General features: G+C 64.4%; 13 protein-coding genes. 12 read left to right on the plus strand and 1 reads right to left on the minus strand.

Going from position 1 to position 16,515, the window contains the following annotated elements:
• The first annotated feature begins 316 nt into the window (after positions 1-316).
• The 11 genes from AT984_RS15445 (at position 317) to AT984_RS15495 (ending at position 14,060) form a co-directional block, all read left to right on the plus strand.
• The gene (locus AT984_RS15445; RefSeq protein ID WP_058720857.1) at positions 317-1,243 is read left to right on the plus strand and encodes a histone deacetylase family protein; all 927 of its coding nucleotides are present in this window, start codon (positions 317-319) and stop codon (positions 1,241-1,243) included.
• A gap of 45 nt (positions 1,244-1,288) precedes the next feature.
• Entirely contained in the window at positions 1,289-3,982 is a 2,694-nt protein-coding gene (locus AT984_RS15450) for a bifunctional acetate--CoA ligase family protein/GNAT family N-acetyltransferase (protein ID WP_058720858.1), read from the plus strand.
• Between the two features lie 265 nt (positions 3,983-4,247).
• Positions 4,248-4,715 (plus strand): hypothetical protein, encoded by a 468-nt coding sequence (locus AT984_RS15455; protein ID WP_058720859.1) that lies wholly within the window; start codon positions 4,248-4,250, stop codon positions 4,713-4,715.
• Positions 4,716-4,956: 241 nt separating this feature from the next.
• The gene (locus tag AT984_RS15460; RefSeq protein WP_058720860.1) at positions 4,957-6,000 is read left to right on the plus strand and encodes a sulfate ABC transporter substrate-binding protein; all 1,044 of its coding nucleotides are present in this window, start codon (positions 4,957-4,959) and stop codon (positions 5,998-6,000) included.
• A gap of 48 nt (positions 6,001-6,048) precedes the next feature.
• The gene (gene cysT / locus AT984_RS15465) at positions 6,049-6,942 is read left to right on the plus strand and encodes a sulfate ABC transporter permease subunit CysT (RefSeq protein ID WP_082680068.1); all 894 of its coding nucleotides are present in this window, start codon (positions 6,049-6,051) and stop codon (positions 6,940-6,942) included.
• Positions 6,942-7,841: a sulfate ABC transporter permease subunit CysW gene (gene cysW, locus AT984_RS15470; protein ID WP_058720862.1), complete on the plus strand. Its 900-nt coding sequence runs from the start codon at positions 6,942-6,944 to the stop codon at positions 7,839-7,841. The genes cysT and cysW overlap by 1 nt, the downstream gene beginning before the upstream one ends.
• Entirely contained in the window at positions 7,838-8,899 is a 1,062-nt protein-coding gene (locus AT984_RS15475) for a sulfate/molybdate ABC transporter ATP-binding protein (protein WP_058720863.1), read from the plus strand. Before cysW ends, AT984_RS15475 begins: the two co-directional genes overlap by 4 nt.
• 295 nt (positions 8,900-9,194) lie before the next feature.
• Positions 9,195-10,127: a CysB family HTH-type transcriptional regulator gene (locus AT984_RS15480; protein ID WP_058720864.1), complete on the plus strand. Its 933-nt coding sequence runs from the start codon at positions 9,195-9,197 to the stop codon at positions 10,125-10,127.
• Between the two features lie 74 nt (positions 10,128-10,201).
• On the plus strand, positions 10,202-11,104 hold the full coding sequence (locus AT984_RS15485; protein WP_058720865.1) for a TRAP transporter TatT component family protein: 903 nt from the start codon (positions 10,202-10,204) through the stop codon (positions 11,102-11,104).
• Positions 11,105-11,132: 28 nt separating this feature from the next.
• Entirely contained in the window at positions 11,133-12,167 is a 1,035-nt protein-coding gene (locus AT984_RS15490; RefSeq protein WP_082680069.1) for a TRAP transporter substrate-binding protein, read from the plus strand.
• Between the two features lie 24 nt (positions 12,168-12,191).
• Positions 12,192-14,060 carry a TRAP transporter large permease gene (locus AT984_RS15495; protein WP_058720866.1) on the plus strand — a complete coding sequence of 623 codons (1,869 nt, stop codon included), beginning with the start codon at positions 12,192-12,194 and terminating at the stop codon, positions 14,058-14,060.
• Positions 14,061-14,149: 89 nt separating this feature from the next.
• On the opposite strand, the gene AT984_RS15500 is transcribed toward AT984_RS15495, so the two are convergent.
• Positions 14,150-14,488: a hypothetical protein gene (locus AT984_RS15500; RefSeq protein ID WP_156422053.1), complete on the minus strand. Its 339-nt coding sequence runs from the start codon at positions 14,486-14,488 to the stop codon at positions 14,150-14,152.
• Between the two features lie 362 nt (positions 14,489-14,850).
• On the opposite strand from AT984_RS15500, the gene AT984_RS15505 reads away from it, so the two are divergent.
• Positions 14,851-16,470, plus strand: coding sequence for an ABC transporter substrate-binding protein (locus AT984_RS15505; protein ID WP_058722367.1), 1,620 nt, complete (start codon positions 14,851-14,853; stop codon positions 16,468-16,470).
• The last annotated feature ends 45 nt before the right edge of the window (positions 16,471-16,515 follow it).

Genomic DNA, 16,515 nt, shown 5'->3' on the forward strand with positions numbered 1-16,515 from the left:
GGAGAAGGCCTTGTGAGGCCTTTTTCGCCCCCCCCTTCTTCTGGGGGGGGATGCCGCGAGCGCCGCGTCGGCCCGCCAAGACAAAAAGCACAAAACAAGGAAACAAGGCAAAGGCGCTGGCGCCAGACAAGCCGCCGGCACGCAACTGGATGCTTGGCGCCTGCTGAAACTCCGCGCGCCCTGAGCTGTTGCTTGCCGGCCAAAGTCAGCCCAGACGAGCGCCGAGATTGCCGCCTTGTAATGCTGGGGTCAGCGGCCCCTCCCTAGACTGGTGCCAACACCCGCTATCGCCAACAGGGTGCGAACGGAGACTGTCATGCTTGCCGCTTACATCACCCATGCCGACTGCGCCCGCCACGAAATGGGCGCCCAACACCCCGAATGCCCGGAGCGCCTGGGCGCCATCAACGATCAGTTGCTGATCAAGGGGCTGCTGGACTATATGCAGCCGCACGACGCGCCGCTGGCCACCGAGGATCAGCTCTCCCACGCCCATTCCTCGCTCTATGTGCGCGAGCTGATGGACGCCTCGCCCAGCGAGGGCCACCGCCAAGTCGACCCCGACACCAGCATGAACCCCTTCACCTTGACCGCCGCCCGGCGCGCGGCCGGCGCGGCCGTGCTGGCGACGGATCTGGTGGTGTCGGGCGAAGCGCCCAGCGCCTTTTGCTGCGTGCGCCCGCCCGGCCACCATGCCGAGCGCGCCGCGGCCATGGGCTTTTGCTTTTTCAACAATATTGCCGTGGGCATCCGCCATGCGCTGGACGTGCACGGCCTGGAGCGCGTGGCCCTGATCGACTTCGATGTGCACCACGGCAATGGCAGCGAAGACATCTTGCGCGGCGACGCTCGGGTGCTGATGTGCTCCATCTTCGAGCAAGGCCTCTACCCCTTCACCGGCGAGGTGGACACCGCTGCCAATATGGTCAATGTGCCCCTGCCCACCCGCTCGGGCAGCAAGCAGTTTCGCGAGGCGGTGACCGAGCAATGGCTGCCGGCGCTGGAAGCCTTCCGGCCGCAGCTGATCTATATCTCGGCTGGCTTCGATGCCCACCGCGAGGATGACGGCGGCAATCTCGGCCTGGTCGAGGCCGACTTCGAATGGGTCACCCAGCAATTGATGGACGTGGCCCGCCGCCACTGCCACGGCCGCGTTATCTCCTGCCTGGAAGGCGGCTATGTGCTGAGCCCGCTGGGGCGCAGCGCCGCCGCCCATGTGAAGGTGCTGATTGGTGCGGATTGATCCAGCACAATCGGCCGCGCCACCACAGCGATCACACTGCAGCCCATGGACAAGCACTATCTGAGTCAGTTGTTCCACCCGCAATCCGTGGTGGTGTTCGCCGGCCAAAGCGACGATGCGCAAGGCCTGACCCCGCACGCCAAGGCTTTGCGGGCGGCGCTTCGAGCGCAGCGCTACACCGGCACCTTGCAGTTTCTCGACATCCACACCACCGGCACCCTGGCAGAGTTGGCACAGGCACAGGCCGATCTGGCCATCATCGCCCTGCCGCCCGAGGATGTGCCGGCCGCGCTGGAAGTGGCCGGCCGCATGACTTGCCGCGCCGCGCTGGTGATTTCCAGCGGCATCAATGCCGAGCAGGCGGCGGAGTTGAAAAAAATCGCCCGCCGCGAAGGCATGTTCCTGCTCGGCCCCAACTGCCTGGGCCTGCAACGCCCGCGCTTGCAACTCAATGCCAGTGCCGCCGGGCCGCTGGCAACTGACGGGCCGCTGGCCCTGATCTCGCAATCCGGCTCGCTGACCACCTCGATGCTGGACTGGGCCAGCAATAACGCCGTGGGCTTTTCCTCGGTGGTTTCGCTGGGGCCCAACACCTCGGTGGACATTGCCCAGGTGCTGGACTTCCTGGCCAATGATGCGCAGACGCACAGCATCATCGTCTACCTCGAAGGCATCCCGAATGCGCGCCGCTTCATGAGCGCCCTGCGCATGGCCGCCAATGCCAAGCCGGTGGTGGTGCTCAAGGCCGGCCGCCGGCCGGCGGGCAATGAGGCGGCGCAAACCCATTGCGGCACGATTGTGGGCAGTGACGATGTGTTTGACGCGGCGCTGCGCCGCGCCGGTGCGGTGCGGGTGCGCTCTTTTGTCGAACTGTTCTCCGCCGCCAAATGCCTGGCCTCGCGTTACCGGCCGGTGGGCAAGCGTTTGGCCGTGGTCACCAACGGCGGCGGGCCGGGCGTGCTGGCGGCCGACTGGATTAACGAGATCTCGCTCAGCCTGGGCCGCTTGTCGGCCGAGTCGGTCGCCGCCTTGCAGCCGCGCCTGCCCGAGCAGGCCTCGCTGGCCGACTTGATCGATTTGTCCGAAGAAGCCGGCGCCGAGCACTACAAGGCCGCCATCGAAATCGCCTGCCGCGACCGCCAGATCGACGGCGTGCTGGCCATTTACTCCCCCAAGGTCGGCGGCGATGCCTCGGCCGTGGCGAGTGCCCTGGCAGACATCAAGCGCAGCATCGGCAAGCCGCTGCTGTGCTGCTGGATGGGCGACACCTCGGTAATCGCCGCGCGCGGCTTGCTCAACGAGGCCGCCATTCCCAGCTTCCGCACGCCCGAGGCGGCGGTGGGCGCTTTCGGCAATATCGCCTCCTTCTACCAAAACCAGCTGCTGCTGCAGCAAACGCCGCCCCCGCTCTCGACCCTGGCCAAGCCCGATATCGAGGGCGCCCGCCTGGTGATCGAAAGCGTGCTGGCGGAGCGCCGCAAGGTGCTGACCGAGATGGAGTCAAAGACCCTGCTCTCGGCCTTCCACATCCCGGTCACCAACACCATCCTGGCGCGCAGCGCCAACGAGGCCATGATGATCGCCACCCAGCTGGGCTTCCCGGTGGCGATCAAGATTGCCTCACCCGACATCAGCCACAAATCCGATGTGCAGGGCGTGGTGCTGAATCTGGCCAGCGGCGCGGCGGTGCGCGATGCTTACAACGATATGGTGGAGCGCGTTGCCCGCCTGCAGCCGCAGGCGCGCATCAACGGCATCACGGTGCAGAAGATGGCGGGCGCCAAGCGCGGCCGCGAGCTTTACATCGGCCTGGTCACCGACGAGCCCTTCGGCCCGGTGATTGTGTTCGGCGCCGGCGGCACCATGATCGAGCTGATCAATGACCGCGCCATGGAGCTGCCGCCGCTGAACCAATTCCTGGCCCGCCGCCTGATCGAACGCTCGCGCGTGGCCGAGACCCTGGGCGAATGGCGCGGCGCAGCCGCCGTGAATATGGAAGCGCTGGAGCAGCTGCTGCTGCGCGTGTCGGAAATGGTGTGCGAGCTGCCCCAGCTGCGCGAGATGGACATCAACCCCATCATCATCGACGAGCATGGCGCGGTGGCGGTGGATGCGCGCATCGTCATCGACAGCGCGCAGCAAACCATCAGCGGGCGCAGCAATAACAGCTACAGCCACCTGGCCATCCTGCCCTACCCGGCGCGCTACGAGCAGATCTGGCCGCTGCGCGGCGGCGGCGAATATCTGGTGCGCCCCATCCACCCCGACGACGCGCAGATGCTGCAAGACCTGGTGCAGCACCTCAGCCCGGAGAGCCGCTACTTCCGCTTCGTCTCCTCGATGGTGGAGTTGCCACCGTCCATGCTGGCCCGCTTCACCCTGATCGACTACGACCGCGAAATGGCCCTGGTGGCGGTGGCCAAGGAACGGGTGGCCGGGGCGGACGGCGAGATCAGCGAAACCGAGCGCATCGTCGGCGTCTCGCGCTACATCACCAACCCCGATCAATCCAGCTGCGAGTTCTCGCTGCTGGTGGCCGACGACTTCAAGGGCCTGGGCCTGGGCTCGCGGCTGATGGAAAGCATCATGGACGTGGCGCGCGAAAAGGGCCTGGCCGAGATCCAGGGCCTGGTGCTGGCCAACAACCCCAGCATGCTCAAGCTGATGAAGAGCCTGGGCTTCGCCATCAAGCCCTTCGAAGAGGACCGCGACTTCAAGCTGGTGACGCACGGGCTTTGATCTCACTGCATCGAGTCGACGCCGAGCAGAAAAAACGTTACTTTCGACACCCAAGCGCCCTGCGCTGTCAATAGTTTTAACCCGCAGGGCCAGCGCAATTCGTCGTCGATTGCGTTGCCCTATCCCTTCATTCCTGCACCTGGTCGTTCACGCCTTGGGCGGCTGACAAGCCGCCACTAATCTGAGTTCAAGCCAGCACCTTGAACAAGGCGTCAACTGGAGTCATCCAGCGCTGGTTATCCCCAACCACAGCGAGGAAACTCTCATGAACTCCAGCAAGCAATTTTTGACCGCCATCCTCTTCACCATGATCGGCGGCACCGCCATTGCCGCAACGCCCGGCAGCCGTGTGGTGATCCAGGAAGACGGTGGCATCGTCCGCATGCCGGCCAATGTGCGCACCGATGTGGACAAGGCCTGCCCCGGCTTCGCCCAGACCTTGCAAAGCGAACTCAAGCGCACTTGGGAGCATTCCGGCGAATCCGGCAGCCTGCTGGTGCGCTTTGATGTGGAAGGCGGCGTGGTCAGCTCGGTCCAGCAGTTCGGTGGCTTGCGCGAAAGTTTTGGCACACCGGTTCGCCGCGCCATGGCCAAGCTGCAATGCAATGGTGGCAACAGCGACAGCGGCAAGCAAAGCTTCACCTTTGTGCTGGACTTTGGCGGCAAGGATGCGCCCGAAGTGGCCAAGAGCTTTGTGCTGACCGCGCCCGCAGAAGTTGTTGCCCGCCGCTGATGGAAAGGCTGGCCGTCCAAGCGATGGCGCGCGCCCGCCGCGCGCCATCAAAACGACTCCTGCACGCGCAAACCCGGCAGCGCGGCCGGCCAGCACCCCTGGGCTGGCAGGGCTTGGCCGCCCTTTGCTGAAATTTCTATTTGCTTATTCCAGATAAGCAAATGCCAAAACAGTTGTTCCCCGAATAAGGAACACAGGGCATCCTGCAAACCTTCGCAAAATTCTGCACAAGGTCACTGCCATGTCCGTCCCGTCCAGTCCTCGTCGTCGTTCCGCAATCGCTGCGCTGTTCACGCTGGCCTCGCTCGGCAGCCTCGCCGTGGCCTTGCCGGCCCGTGCGCAGAGCGCTAGCGACACCCTGCTCAACGTCTCCTACGACGTCAGCCGCGAACTCTACAAAGACATCAACCCCGCCTTCGCCGCCGCCTGGAAGGCCAAGACCGGCAAGACGGTGACGCTGAACCAGTCGCACGGCGGCTCCAGCAAGCAGATCGGCTCGGTCATTGGCGGCCTGGAAGCCGATGTGGTCACCATGAACCAGGCCACCGATGTGGACGTGCTGGCCGAGAAAGGCCTGACCCCCGCCGACTGGCGCAAGCGCTTCCCCAGCAACGCCGCGCCTTACAGCTCGACGATTCTGTTCCTGGTGCGCAAGGGCAACCCCAAGCAAATCAAGGACTGGGCCGACCTGACCCGCGCCGGCGTGCAAGTCATCATCCCCAACCCCAAGGTGACAGGCAATGGCCGCTACAGCTATCTGGCCGCCTGGGGCAGCGTGATCGCCAAGGGCGGCAACGAAGCGCAAGCCAAGGAACTGGTCAGCAAGATCTTCGCCAATGTGCCCGTGCTGGACGGCGGCGGCCGGGGCGCCACCACCACCTTTACCCAGCGGGGTATCGGCGATGTGCTGCTGACTTTTGAGTCCGAGGCCGAGTTGATCGAAAACGAATTCGGCAAGGGCCAGTTCGAAGTGGTGAGCCCCAGCGTGTCCATCGAAGCCGAAGCCCCGGTGGCCATTGTTGACAAGGTCGCGGCCAAAAAGGGCACCGCCGAGTTGTCCAAGGCTTATCTGGACTTTTTGTTCACGCCTGCGGGCCAGGAAATCATCGCCCGCCACAACTTCCGCCCGCGTGACGCGGCGGTCTTCAAGGCCAACGAGAAGCGCTTCAACAATATCAAGCTGTTCTCGGTGGACCAGATCCTGGGCGGCTGGCCCAAGGTCAGCAAGACCCACTTTGCCGATGGCGGCCAGTACGACCAGATCATTGCTGCGCAAAAGCGCTGAGCAATTGAGTTGGCGCGCACCGCGCGCCCTTCCTGACACCAAGCCCCGATGAACACCGCAGTTATGACCCCCCAACCGGCCGAGGCGGCAACGCCACAGCCCAAGAAGCGCAAGCCCCGCCGCGTGCTACCGGGCTTTGCGCCCACCATGGGCTTCACGCTGTTCTACCTCTCGCTGATCATCCTGATCCCGCTGTCGGCGGTGTTCATCAAATCAGCCGGCCATGGCTTTGAGGCCTTCTGGGCCGCCGCCACCGCGCCGCGCGTGCTGGCGTCCTACAAGCTGAGCTTTGGTGCATCGCTGCTGGCCGCCAGCATCAATTTGGTCTTCGGCCTGATCCTGGCCTGGAGCTTGGTGCGTTACGAGTTCCCCGGCAAGAAGATCGTGGATGCCTTGATCGACCTGCCCTTCGCTCTGCCCACCGCCGTGGCCGGCATCGCCCTGACCGCGCTCTACGCCCCCAATGGCTGGCTGGGTCAGCTGCTCGCACCCTGGGGCATTCAGGTGGCCTTCAAGCCCCTGGGCGTGCTGGTGGCGCTGATCTTCATCGGCCTGCCCTTCATCGTGCGCACGGTGCAGCCGGTGCTCGAAGACATGGAGACCGAGCTGGAAGAAGCGGCAGCATCCCTGGGCGCGCACCGCTGGCAGACCTTCCGCCTGGTGGTTCTGCCCACGCTGACCCCGGCCCTGCTGACAGGTTTCGCCCTGGCCTTTGCCCGCGCTGTGGGTGAGTACGGCTCGGTAATCTTCATCGCCGGCAATCTGCCCATGGTCAGCGAGATCACGCCGCTGATGATCATCTCCAAGCTGGAGCAATACGACTATGTGGGCGCCACGGCCATCGCCACCGTGATGCTGATCTTCTCCTTCGTGCTGCTGCTGGCCATTAACGGTCTGCAGGCCTGGAGCTCCAAACGCAATGGCCAGGAAGGTCGAAAATAATGGCCGCCGCTATCTCTTCACTGAGCGCTACGCAGAGCGCCAACAAAGCCCTGGGCCGCTATCAGAGCAACCCCGCCACGCGCGAAGCACCCTGGGTTCGCTACACCCTGCTGGGCCTGGGCCTGAGCTTCTTCGCCCTGTTTCTGGTGCTGCCCCTGGTGGCGGTGTTCACCGAGGCTTTGCGCAAGGGCTTTGATGTTTACCTGGCCGCCATCGTCGAAGCGGATGCCGTCTCGGCCATCAAGCTCACCTTGATTGCGGCGCTGATTTCGGTGCCGCTGAATCTGGTTTTTGGCGTCAGCGCCGCTTGGGCAATTGCCAAGCATGAGTTCCGCGGCAAGCAGCTCTTGATCACGCTGATTGACCTGCCCTTCTCAGTGTCACCGGTGGTGGCCGGCCTGATTTACGTGCTGCTGTTCGGCGCGCAAGGCTGGTTCGGCCCCTGGCTGCAAGAACACGATGTGAAGATCATCTTCGCCGTGCCCGGCATTGTGCTGGCCACCATCTTCGTGACCTTCCCCTTTGTGGCGCGCGAGCTGATCCCGCTGATGCAGGCCCAAGGCCGTGACGAGGAAGAAGCCGCCACCGTGCTGGGCGCCTCGGGTTGGAAGACCTTCTGGCTGGTGACCTTGCCGAATGTGAAGTGGGGCCTGCTCTACGGCGTGATTCTGTGTAACGCCCGCGCCATGGGTGAGTTCGGCGCGGTGTCGGTGGTGTCCGGCCATATCCGCGGCATGACCAACACCCTGCCCCTGCATGTGGAAATTTTGTACAACGAGTACCAGTTCGCCGCGGCCTTTGCCGTCGCCTCCATCCTGGCCTTGCTGGCCCTGGTGACCCTCGTTTTGAAGCAATTTGTCGAGTGGCGTGCCCACGCCACCCTGAAGGAGGCCCCATGAGCATTCAAGTTCGCAATATCAACAAGAGCTTCGGCGCCTTCACCGCCCTGGGTGACGTCAGCCTGGACTTTCCCACTGGTGAGCTGGTCGCTCTGCTGGGTCCCTCGGGCTGCGGCAAGACCACGCTCTTGCGCATCATCGCCGGCCTGGAAACGGCCGACCGGGGTCAGGTCTTGCTGGACGGCGAAGACGCCTCCGAGACCCATGTGCGCGAGCGCCAGGTCGGCTTTGTGTTCCAGCACTACGCCCTGTTCCGCCATATGACGGTGTTCGACAACGTGGCCTTCGGCCTGCGCGTCAAGCCGCGCAAGGAACGACCGAGCGAGTCCGTCATCAAGAAGAAGGTGCATGAGCTGCTGAATCTGGTGCAGCTGGACTGGCTGGCCGACCGCTTCCCGCCCCAGCTCAGCGGCGGCCAGCGCCAACGCATTGCTTTGGCCCGCGCCCTGGCCGTGGAGCCGCGCGTGCTGCTGCTGGACGAGCCTTTCGGCGCCCTGGACGCCAAGGTGCGCAAAGAGCTGCGCCGCTGGTTGCGCCGCCTGCATGACGATCTGCACATCACCAGCGTCTTCGTCACCCACGATCAGGAAGAAGCCCTGGAAGTGGCTGACCGGGTGGTGCTGATGGACCACGGCCGCGTCGAGCAAGTGGGCACGCCGCAAGAGGTCTACGAGCGCCCGGCCACGCCTTTTGTCTACGGCTTCCTCGGCGCGGTGAATCGCTTTGAAGGCCAGGCCGCCGGAGGTGCTGTGCATATCGGCGAGCACCAGCTGAGCCATGGCGACAGCCTGATCCAAACCGGCCATGTGCAAGCCTATGCCCGCCCGCATGAACTCAAGATCCTGACCGCGGCCGATGCCATTGGTCTGCCCGCCACGGTGGACCGCGTGCTGAGCTTTGGCGCCGCCGCCCGGGTCGAGCTGCTGGGCCCGAACGGCCAGCATCTGGAAGCTGAGCTGAGCCGCGAACAGGCCTTGGCTTTGAATCTGCAGGGCGGCCAGAAGGTGCGGCTGAACGCCACGCGCTTGAGTCTGTTTGAGGCGGCTAAGGCAGCTTGATCTTCTTTCTGAGTTTGTCGGAGCAAGCCGGCAAGTCGGGTGAGTGACTTCGCTCATGTCCCCCGCCTGCGGCTCCTCCTTGACTTCGCTACGCCACTCACCCGACTTGCCTCCCGCCGCGCACATATTGCAAGAGTCAGCACGGGCCGATTTGAATCAGGTCGGCTGGGTGTTCTGCGTAGCGAAGTCAAGGGGGAGGCGAAGGCTTTAGCCGTAGCCGGAGGACATGAGCGAAGTAGAGCACCCAGTCGGCCTGATTCCGAGCAAGCCCAATTTCCGAATTTGACCCATCCCCATGAACTTCCAGCAACTGCGCATCATCCGCGAAGCGGTGCAACAGAACTTCAACCTCACCGAGGTGGCGGCGGCGCTGTTCACCTCGCAGTCGGGGGTCAGCAAGCACATCAAAGACCTTGAGGATGAGCTGGGCGTGGAGCTGTTCGTGCGCCGCGGCAAGCGCTTGCTGGGCCTGACCGCGCCGGGCAAGGAGCTGGCCGTAATCGTCGAGCGCATGTTGCTCGACGCCAAGAACATCAAACGCCTAGCGGACCAGTTCTCTGACGCCGAGGTCGGCCAACTGACCATCGCCACCACCCACACCCAGGCCCGCTACGCGCTGCCCCAGGTGGTGGCCCGCTTCAAGGCCGCGTTTCCGCGCGTGCACCTGGTGCTGCATCAAGCCAACCCCGCAGAGATCGTCACGCTCTTGCAATCGGGCGAGGCCGACATCGGCATCGCCACCGAAGCGCTCGACCAAGACCCCGCTTTTGTCACCTTCCCCTACTACGACTGGCATCACGCCGTGGTCGTGCCGCAAGGCCACGCCTTGGCCCAGCAGGGCACGCTGACGCTGGAGGCCCTGGCCGAACACCCGCTGATCACCTACCACCAGGGCTACACCGGCCGAGCCCGGCTGGACGCCACTTTTGCGGCGGCCGGCCTGGCGCCTGACTTTGTGATGTCGGCGCTGGACGCGGATGTGATCAAGACCTATGTGCAGGTTGGCCTGGGTGTGGGCATCGTCGCCAGCATGGCGTTTGAACCCAAGCGCGACGGTGGCGAACAAGGCCTGCAGCTGCTGAACGCCACCCATTTATTCAAGGCCAACACCACCCGCATCGCCCTCAAGCGCGGCCACTATCTGCGTGGCTTTGCCTACCGCTTTTTGCAGGAATGTGTCGCGGATCTGAGCGAGGACACCGTCAAGGCGGCATTGGGCGGCGAGTGAGGGCCTGACATGGCGGGGTCACACAAGCGGACTAGATTGGGCGGCTTGTCCGACCCTTCTGAGTTCGCCTTGCCGTGTGCCTACGCCGAAAGCTCCGCTGCCTTGCCCTGAGCGCCAGCGCGCTGCTTCTCCTCAGCGCCTGCAGCCCGCGCCAGTATTTGCTGCGCCAGGCCTCGGATGAGTTGGCGAGCCAAGCCCAAGCGACTGAGGAAGACCTGGGCCTGGCCAAGGACGCCGGCGCCTTCTACCTGAAGCTGTCCGAGGCCCTGCTGCGCCAAGACCCCGGCAATGCCAAACTCGCTGAAAGCGTGGCCGGCGGCTTTACCCAGTACGCCTACGCTTTTCTGGCCTGCGAGGCTGATCGCATTGAGGCCCGCAACCCGGCTGAGGCCCAAGCCCTGCGCGAGCGCGCGGCGCGCATGTACGCGCGCGCCCAGCGCCACGCCTTGGCCATGCTGGAACAGCAGACACCGGGTCTGAGCGCCGCGCTCGAAGCCGCAGGCAGCGCCAAGAGCAGCAACCCGCCACTGCGCTTGAAGCCCGAACAAGTCGGCCTGGCCTACTGGGCCGCAGCCGCCTGGGGCGGGCAAATCAGCCTGTCCAAAGACTCGCCCGAAACCGTGGCCCAGCTGCCCGCCGCCCTGCGCCTGGCGCAACTGGCCTATGCGGCACAAGCCGACTATGGCGCTGGCGCCCTGGCCAGCTTGATGGGCATGTTTGAAGCCAGCCGGCCCGGCGGCTCCGCCGTCACGGCCCTACCCTACTTTGACCAGGCCATTGCTTTCGCCGGCCCGCAAGCGGGACCCGCGCTTTTGGCCAAGGCCGAAGGCCATGCCCTGCCGGCCCAAGACCGCGCCGGCTTTGAAGCCCTGCTGCGCCAAGCCATCGCCGCCACCCGGGGCCGCAACGATTTGCCCAGCCAGGTAGCGCGCGAGCGCGCGCAGTGGCTGCTGAGCCAAGCGGCCGATCTGTTTTGACTTGATTGCTAACTTCAAGAGGCCTCTGATGCCGACCCATTTTTGCCGCCGCCTGCTGCTTGCCACTTTGGCGCTGAGCCTGAGCTTGTGTGGCCCATTGGCCAGCGCCCAAGCCAGCAAGCAGTTGCGCATCGCCAGCCTGGTGCCCAAGAACTCGCTCTACCACCGCCAGCTGATCGAGATTGGCGAGGCCTGGCGCGCCGCGCAGGCGGCCGAAGGGGGTAGCGCGAAGTACCTGATCTTCCCCGACGGCAGCCAAGGTGGCGAGGCCGAGATTGCCCGGCGCATGCGCATCGGCCAGCTGCAGGGCGGGCTGCTGTCCGTCGTGGGCTTGCGCGAGATCGAGCCCAGCGTGGCGGCGCTGCAGAACCTGCCGCTGCTGTTCCGCAGCTGGGAGGAGCTGGACTATGTGCGCGAGAAGATGCGCCCGGCCATGGAGAAGAAGTTTCTCGACAAAGGCTTTGTGGTGCTGGCCTGGGGTGACGCGGGCTGGGTACGCTTCTTTTCCAAGACCGCTGCGACCCGGCCCGAAGACTTCAAGAAGATGAAGTTCTTCGCCTGGGGCGCCGAGGCGGAACAACAAGACATCATGAAAAGCCTGGGCTACACGCCAGTGCCGCTGGAAACCGCCGACATCCTGCCCGCCATCCAGACCGGCATGATCAATGTCGTCCCGGCCACGCCCTACTTCGCCCTGGCCAGCCAGGTCTACACCTCGGCGCCGAATATGCTGGACATCAACTGGGCGCCCATCGTCGGCGCCCTGGTGATCACCAAAAAGGCCTGGGACGAGATGAGCCCCGCCGTACAGCGCCAGGTGCGCGCCAGCAGCGACAAGGTGTCCGTGCAAATGCGCGCCCAGGCCCGGCGCGAGGTGGACGAGGCGGTGGAGGCGATGCAAAAGCGCGGCCTCAAGGTCAACAAGCCCTCGGCCGCCGAACTCAAGGAATGGACCGAGCTGGCGGAAAAACTGTACCCGCGCATCCGCGGCGCCATGGTGCCGGCCGACACCTTTGACGAGGTATTCACGCATGTGAAGGCCTTCCGCGCGGGCAAGCCGTAAGAAGAACAAGAAGAAGCCCCGCACGTGCACATTCTGAAAACGCTGTTCTCCCGCTTCGACGAAGGCCTGGCCTCATTGGCCTTGGCCTTGATGTGCGTGATCCCGCTGGTGGAGATCATGGCCCGGCCATTGCTGGGCAGCGGCATCGAGAACGCCTCGGTGCTGGTGCAGCATCTGGGCCTGGTGATGACGCTGTTCGGCGCCGTGGCGGCAGAGCGTTATGGCCACCTGACCACGCTGGCGGGTGGCGTGACGGCCTTCACTGACGCGACAGGCAGCCGCCGCGCCCAAGTCGCCCGCAACGCACGGCGTGTGTTTGCCGAAGGCAGCGCGGCTCTCGTCTGCGGCCTGCTGGGCTATGCCAGCTGGCGCTTTGTGGCGAGTGAGCGCGAGGTGGCCCATGCCCTGGCCTATGGCGTGCCGGGCTGGTGGATTCAGCTGGTGATGCCTTTGGGCTTCGGCCTCTTGGGTTTGAAACTGGGTGCGCGCTGCTTCGCTGACGGGCCTACCAAAGTGCTGGCCGCCCTTGGCTTCCCGCTGCTGGGTTTTGTGCTGGGCCAGCATTTCGACGGCCAGGCCCTGCCGCTGCTGCCGCTGGCGCTGTGGGTGATTGCGATGCTGGTGTGCGGCGCGCCCATCTTTGCCGGCCTGGGCGGCTTGGCCCTGGCGCTGTTCTGGCAAGACGGCATGCCCCTGGCCACCGTGCCACTGTCACACTATCAAATCACGGTCAATCCTTCGCTGCCGGCCCTGCCGCTGTTCACGCTGGCCGGGCTGATATTTGCCCGCACCGGCGCGGCGCAGCGCCTGGGAAACTTGTTCTTAGCCCTGTTCGGAGGCAGCACCAGCGGCACGGTGGTGGCTGCGGCCCTGCTGTGCTCCGTGTTCACCGCCTTCACCGGCGGCAGCGGCGTGACCATTCTGGCCCTGGGCGGCTTGCTGCTGCCCTTGCTGCGCGAGGCCGGCTACCCCGAGCGGCGCGGCATCAGCCTGGTCACCAGCGCCAGCGCGTTAGGTGTTTTGCTGGCGCCTTCGGTGCCACTGATCATGTACGCCATCATGGCCCGCGTGCCCATCAACACCATGTTTCTGGCCGGCCTGGTGCCGGCGGTCGTGATGGTGGCTTGCTTGCTGGTGTTTGGCGGCTATCTGCGCCGGGGCGGCTTGGGCAATCCTGTTGCGAACAATGCGCCAAGCAATGCGACGAGCGGCCAAACGCCTCGGCAAGTCGGCTCGGTCCTCTCGGCTTTTTGGGCCGCGAAATGGGAGGTCTTGGCCCCCGTGGTTGCCATCGGCGCGCTGGCCAGCGGCTTGGCCACGCCGACCGAAAGCGCGGCGCTGACTGCGCTCTACGCCATCCTCACCCAAGCGCTCGCGCACCGTGACCTGAGCCCCGCACGCCTGGGCCAAGTCTTGTCGGACTGCGCGCAAATCATCGGCGGCGTGATGCTGATTTTGGGCATGGTCCTGGGCCTGACCAATTTCCTGGTTGACGCCGGCATTCCGGACGCGGCCATCGAATGGGCCCAGGGCAGCCTGCCCAATAAGTTTGTGTTCCTGCTGGCGCTCAATGTCTTTTTGTTTGCGGCCGGTGCGTTGATGGAAATCTACGCCGCCCTGGTGGTGCTGGTGCCGCTGCTGCTGCCGGTGGCGATGAGCTATGGCATCGACCCGGTGCACTTCGGCATCATCTTTCTGGCGGCGATGGAGATGGGCTTTTTGTGCCCACCGGCCGGCATGAATGTCTACTTCGCCTCGGCCATGTTCGGCAAACCGATTCGCTATGTGGCGGTCTCGGTGCTGCCCGCCCTGCTGGCCATCTTCATTGGCACCGTGCTGATTTCCTGGCTGCCAGTGCTGGCGACGGGTTTGCCCAGCCTGCTGGGGCGCTAGCGGCGGCAGGTCAGCTACAAAGCTGCAGGGCCAATGAGCCACTCAGTGCCAGCAGCCCTGAGTTGGCCGGCCCACGGCTCGGCCTAAGCCTACAAACGCTTCAAGTGCAGCGTCAGCGTGCCGGCGCTGACGCCTCTATTGCTCCACATCCAACAGTGGTCTTGGGGCGCACTGACGGTCAACTCGCCCTGAGCCCGCTGCACTTGCTTGTGCCTCTCGGGAAAGCTGACTTGCTTGCCCAGGTGGAAATGGATGTTGAAGTCCAGCGCCTGGTCGGCCTCAAACTGCCACGCGATGCGCTGCCCTTCGGCCACCGGCCCGCAGACCTCGGCGAATTTTCCGGCCGCCACCGGCAGCTTGGCTTCAAACACGCCCGCCTCACTCCATACCAGCGGCGTGATCTCGGCCCGGGCCAAACTCGGGCCCATGCAGAGCAACAGGGCGACCGACCCGGCCAAGGCTGAACGGGCGAACTGATTTGAAAAGGCGCGAGGCTGTCGATTTGGCATATGCATGCTCGGCAAGCGAATATCAAAAGCTGGCAGTATGGCGCCTAGCCACACCGCCCAGCATTTACAACCAACGCCACACCCGCAACAGCCACAGGGGCACGTGCTTGATCGGCGCGGGAGTGTAGGTCTGGCGGTAGAGAGATTGCATGATTCAAAGGCCTTTGCTAGAGCTTGTATGCTGGGGCAGTGATGCAGTGAAGTACTGTATGAACGTACAGCATATCGACAGATCGCGGGCTTGCCAAGCCCTGGCGGTGAGAAGTTTGGAGAATTTTTTGATGCGATCTTTTGTGACAAATCAGGGCCGGGCCACACCCCTACGGGCGCTAGGGGCACTGCTGCTGGCGGCAGTTGCAGCCACCACCACCGCCCTACCCGCCCAGGCGCAGACCCTGCGCTGGGCCGCGGCCGGCGACCCGCTGACCCTGGACCCCTACGCACAAAATGAAACGCTGACCAATGTGGTGAACGCCCAGGTCTACGAGTTCCTGGTGGCTCGTGACAAGCAACTCAATCTGGTGCCGCTGCTGGCCACCGAATGGAAGCAGACCGGGCCGCTGAAGTGGGTCTTCAAGCTGCGCCCCGGCGTCAAATTCCACGACGGCCGGCCCTTCACGGCCGAGGACGTGGTGTTCTCCCTGCAGCGCGCCCAGCAACCCAGCTCGCAGATCGCCATGTACGCCAATGCCCTGGGCGAAGCGCGGGCGCTTGACAAGCTGACGGTCGAGTTCACCCTGCGCCAGGTCAACCCCATCTTTTTGCAGCACCTCAACACGCTCTACATCATGAGCAAGGGCTGGGCCGAGGCGCATAAGGCAACCAAGACGCAGGACTTCTCCGCCAAAGAAGAAAGTTATGCCGCCTTCAACGCCAACGGCACCGGCCCCTTTCAATTGGTCAGCCGGGCCCCCGACAGCAAGACCGTCTTCAAACGCAACCCCGCCTACTGGGGCAAGATCGAAGGCAATCTGCAGGAGGTGGTCTACACCCCGATCAAGAGCGACGCGACCCGCATCGCCGCCCTGGTGTCGGGTGAGGTGGACTTCGTGCTGGACCCTTCGCCGCGCGATCTTGAAAAACTCAGTGCCACGCCCGGCGTGAAGGTCATCAACGGGCCCGAGAACCGCATCATCTTCATCGGCATGGATCAAGCCCGCGACACCTTGCTGGGCGGCAGCGGCAAGAACCCCTTCAAAGATGTGCGGGTACGGCGCGCGCTCTACCAAGCCATCGACATCGAAGCCATCAAGACCAAGCTGATGAACGGCCAATCCGCCCCCACCGGCGCGGTGGTGCCATCACCGCTGGGCGCATTCAATGACCCGGCGATTGAGGCCCGACTGCCCTTTGATGTGGCGGCCGCCAAGAAGCTGCTGGCCGAGGCCGGCTTCGCCAATGGCTTTGAGTTCACCCTGGATTGCCCCAATAACCGCTACGTCAACGACGAGCGCATCTGCATGGCGCTGGCCTCGCAATGGGCCAAGATAGGAGTCAAGGCCCGTGTCAATGCGCAGCCCAAGGCCATCATCTTCAACAAGCTGGAACAGCTCGACACCAATGCCTATCTGTTCGGCTGGGGCGGATCCATCACCGACCCGGAAAGCATCTTCACCTCGCATTACCGCAATCGGGGTGAACATGGCGTGGGCGAATACAACCGCGGTAATTTCAAGGACGATGAGCTGGATGCCATCGTCGCCGCCAGCTCCAAAGAGGCCGACCCGGCCAAGCGGGAAGCGCTGATTCGCCAAGCCTTCAAGCGCCAGGCCGAGCAAGTGCACTACATCCCACTGCACCGCCAGTTCATCCCCTGGGCGGCACGCAGCCATGTGACGGTGGTGCACCGCCCGGACAACTGGCTGGAATGGCGCTGGGTCACCGTGGCCGAGAAGAAATAAGCCGCCGCTTCACAAGCCAGCAAACTGGCGTGGCTATGCTGACCG

Source organism: Paucibacter sp. KCTC 42545, assembly GCF_001477625.1.
Taxonomy (GTDB): domain Bacteria; phylum Pseudomonadota; class Gammaproteobacteria; order Burkholderiales; family Burkholderiaceae_C; genus Paucibacter_A.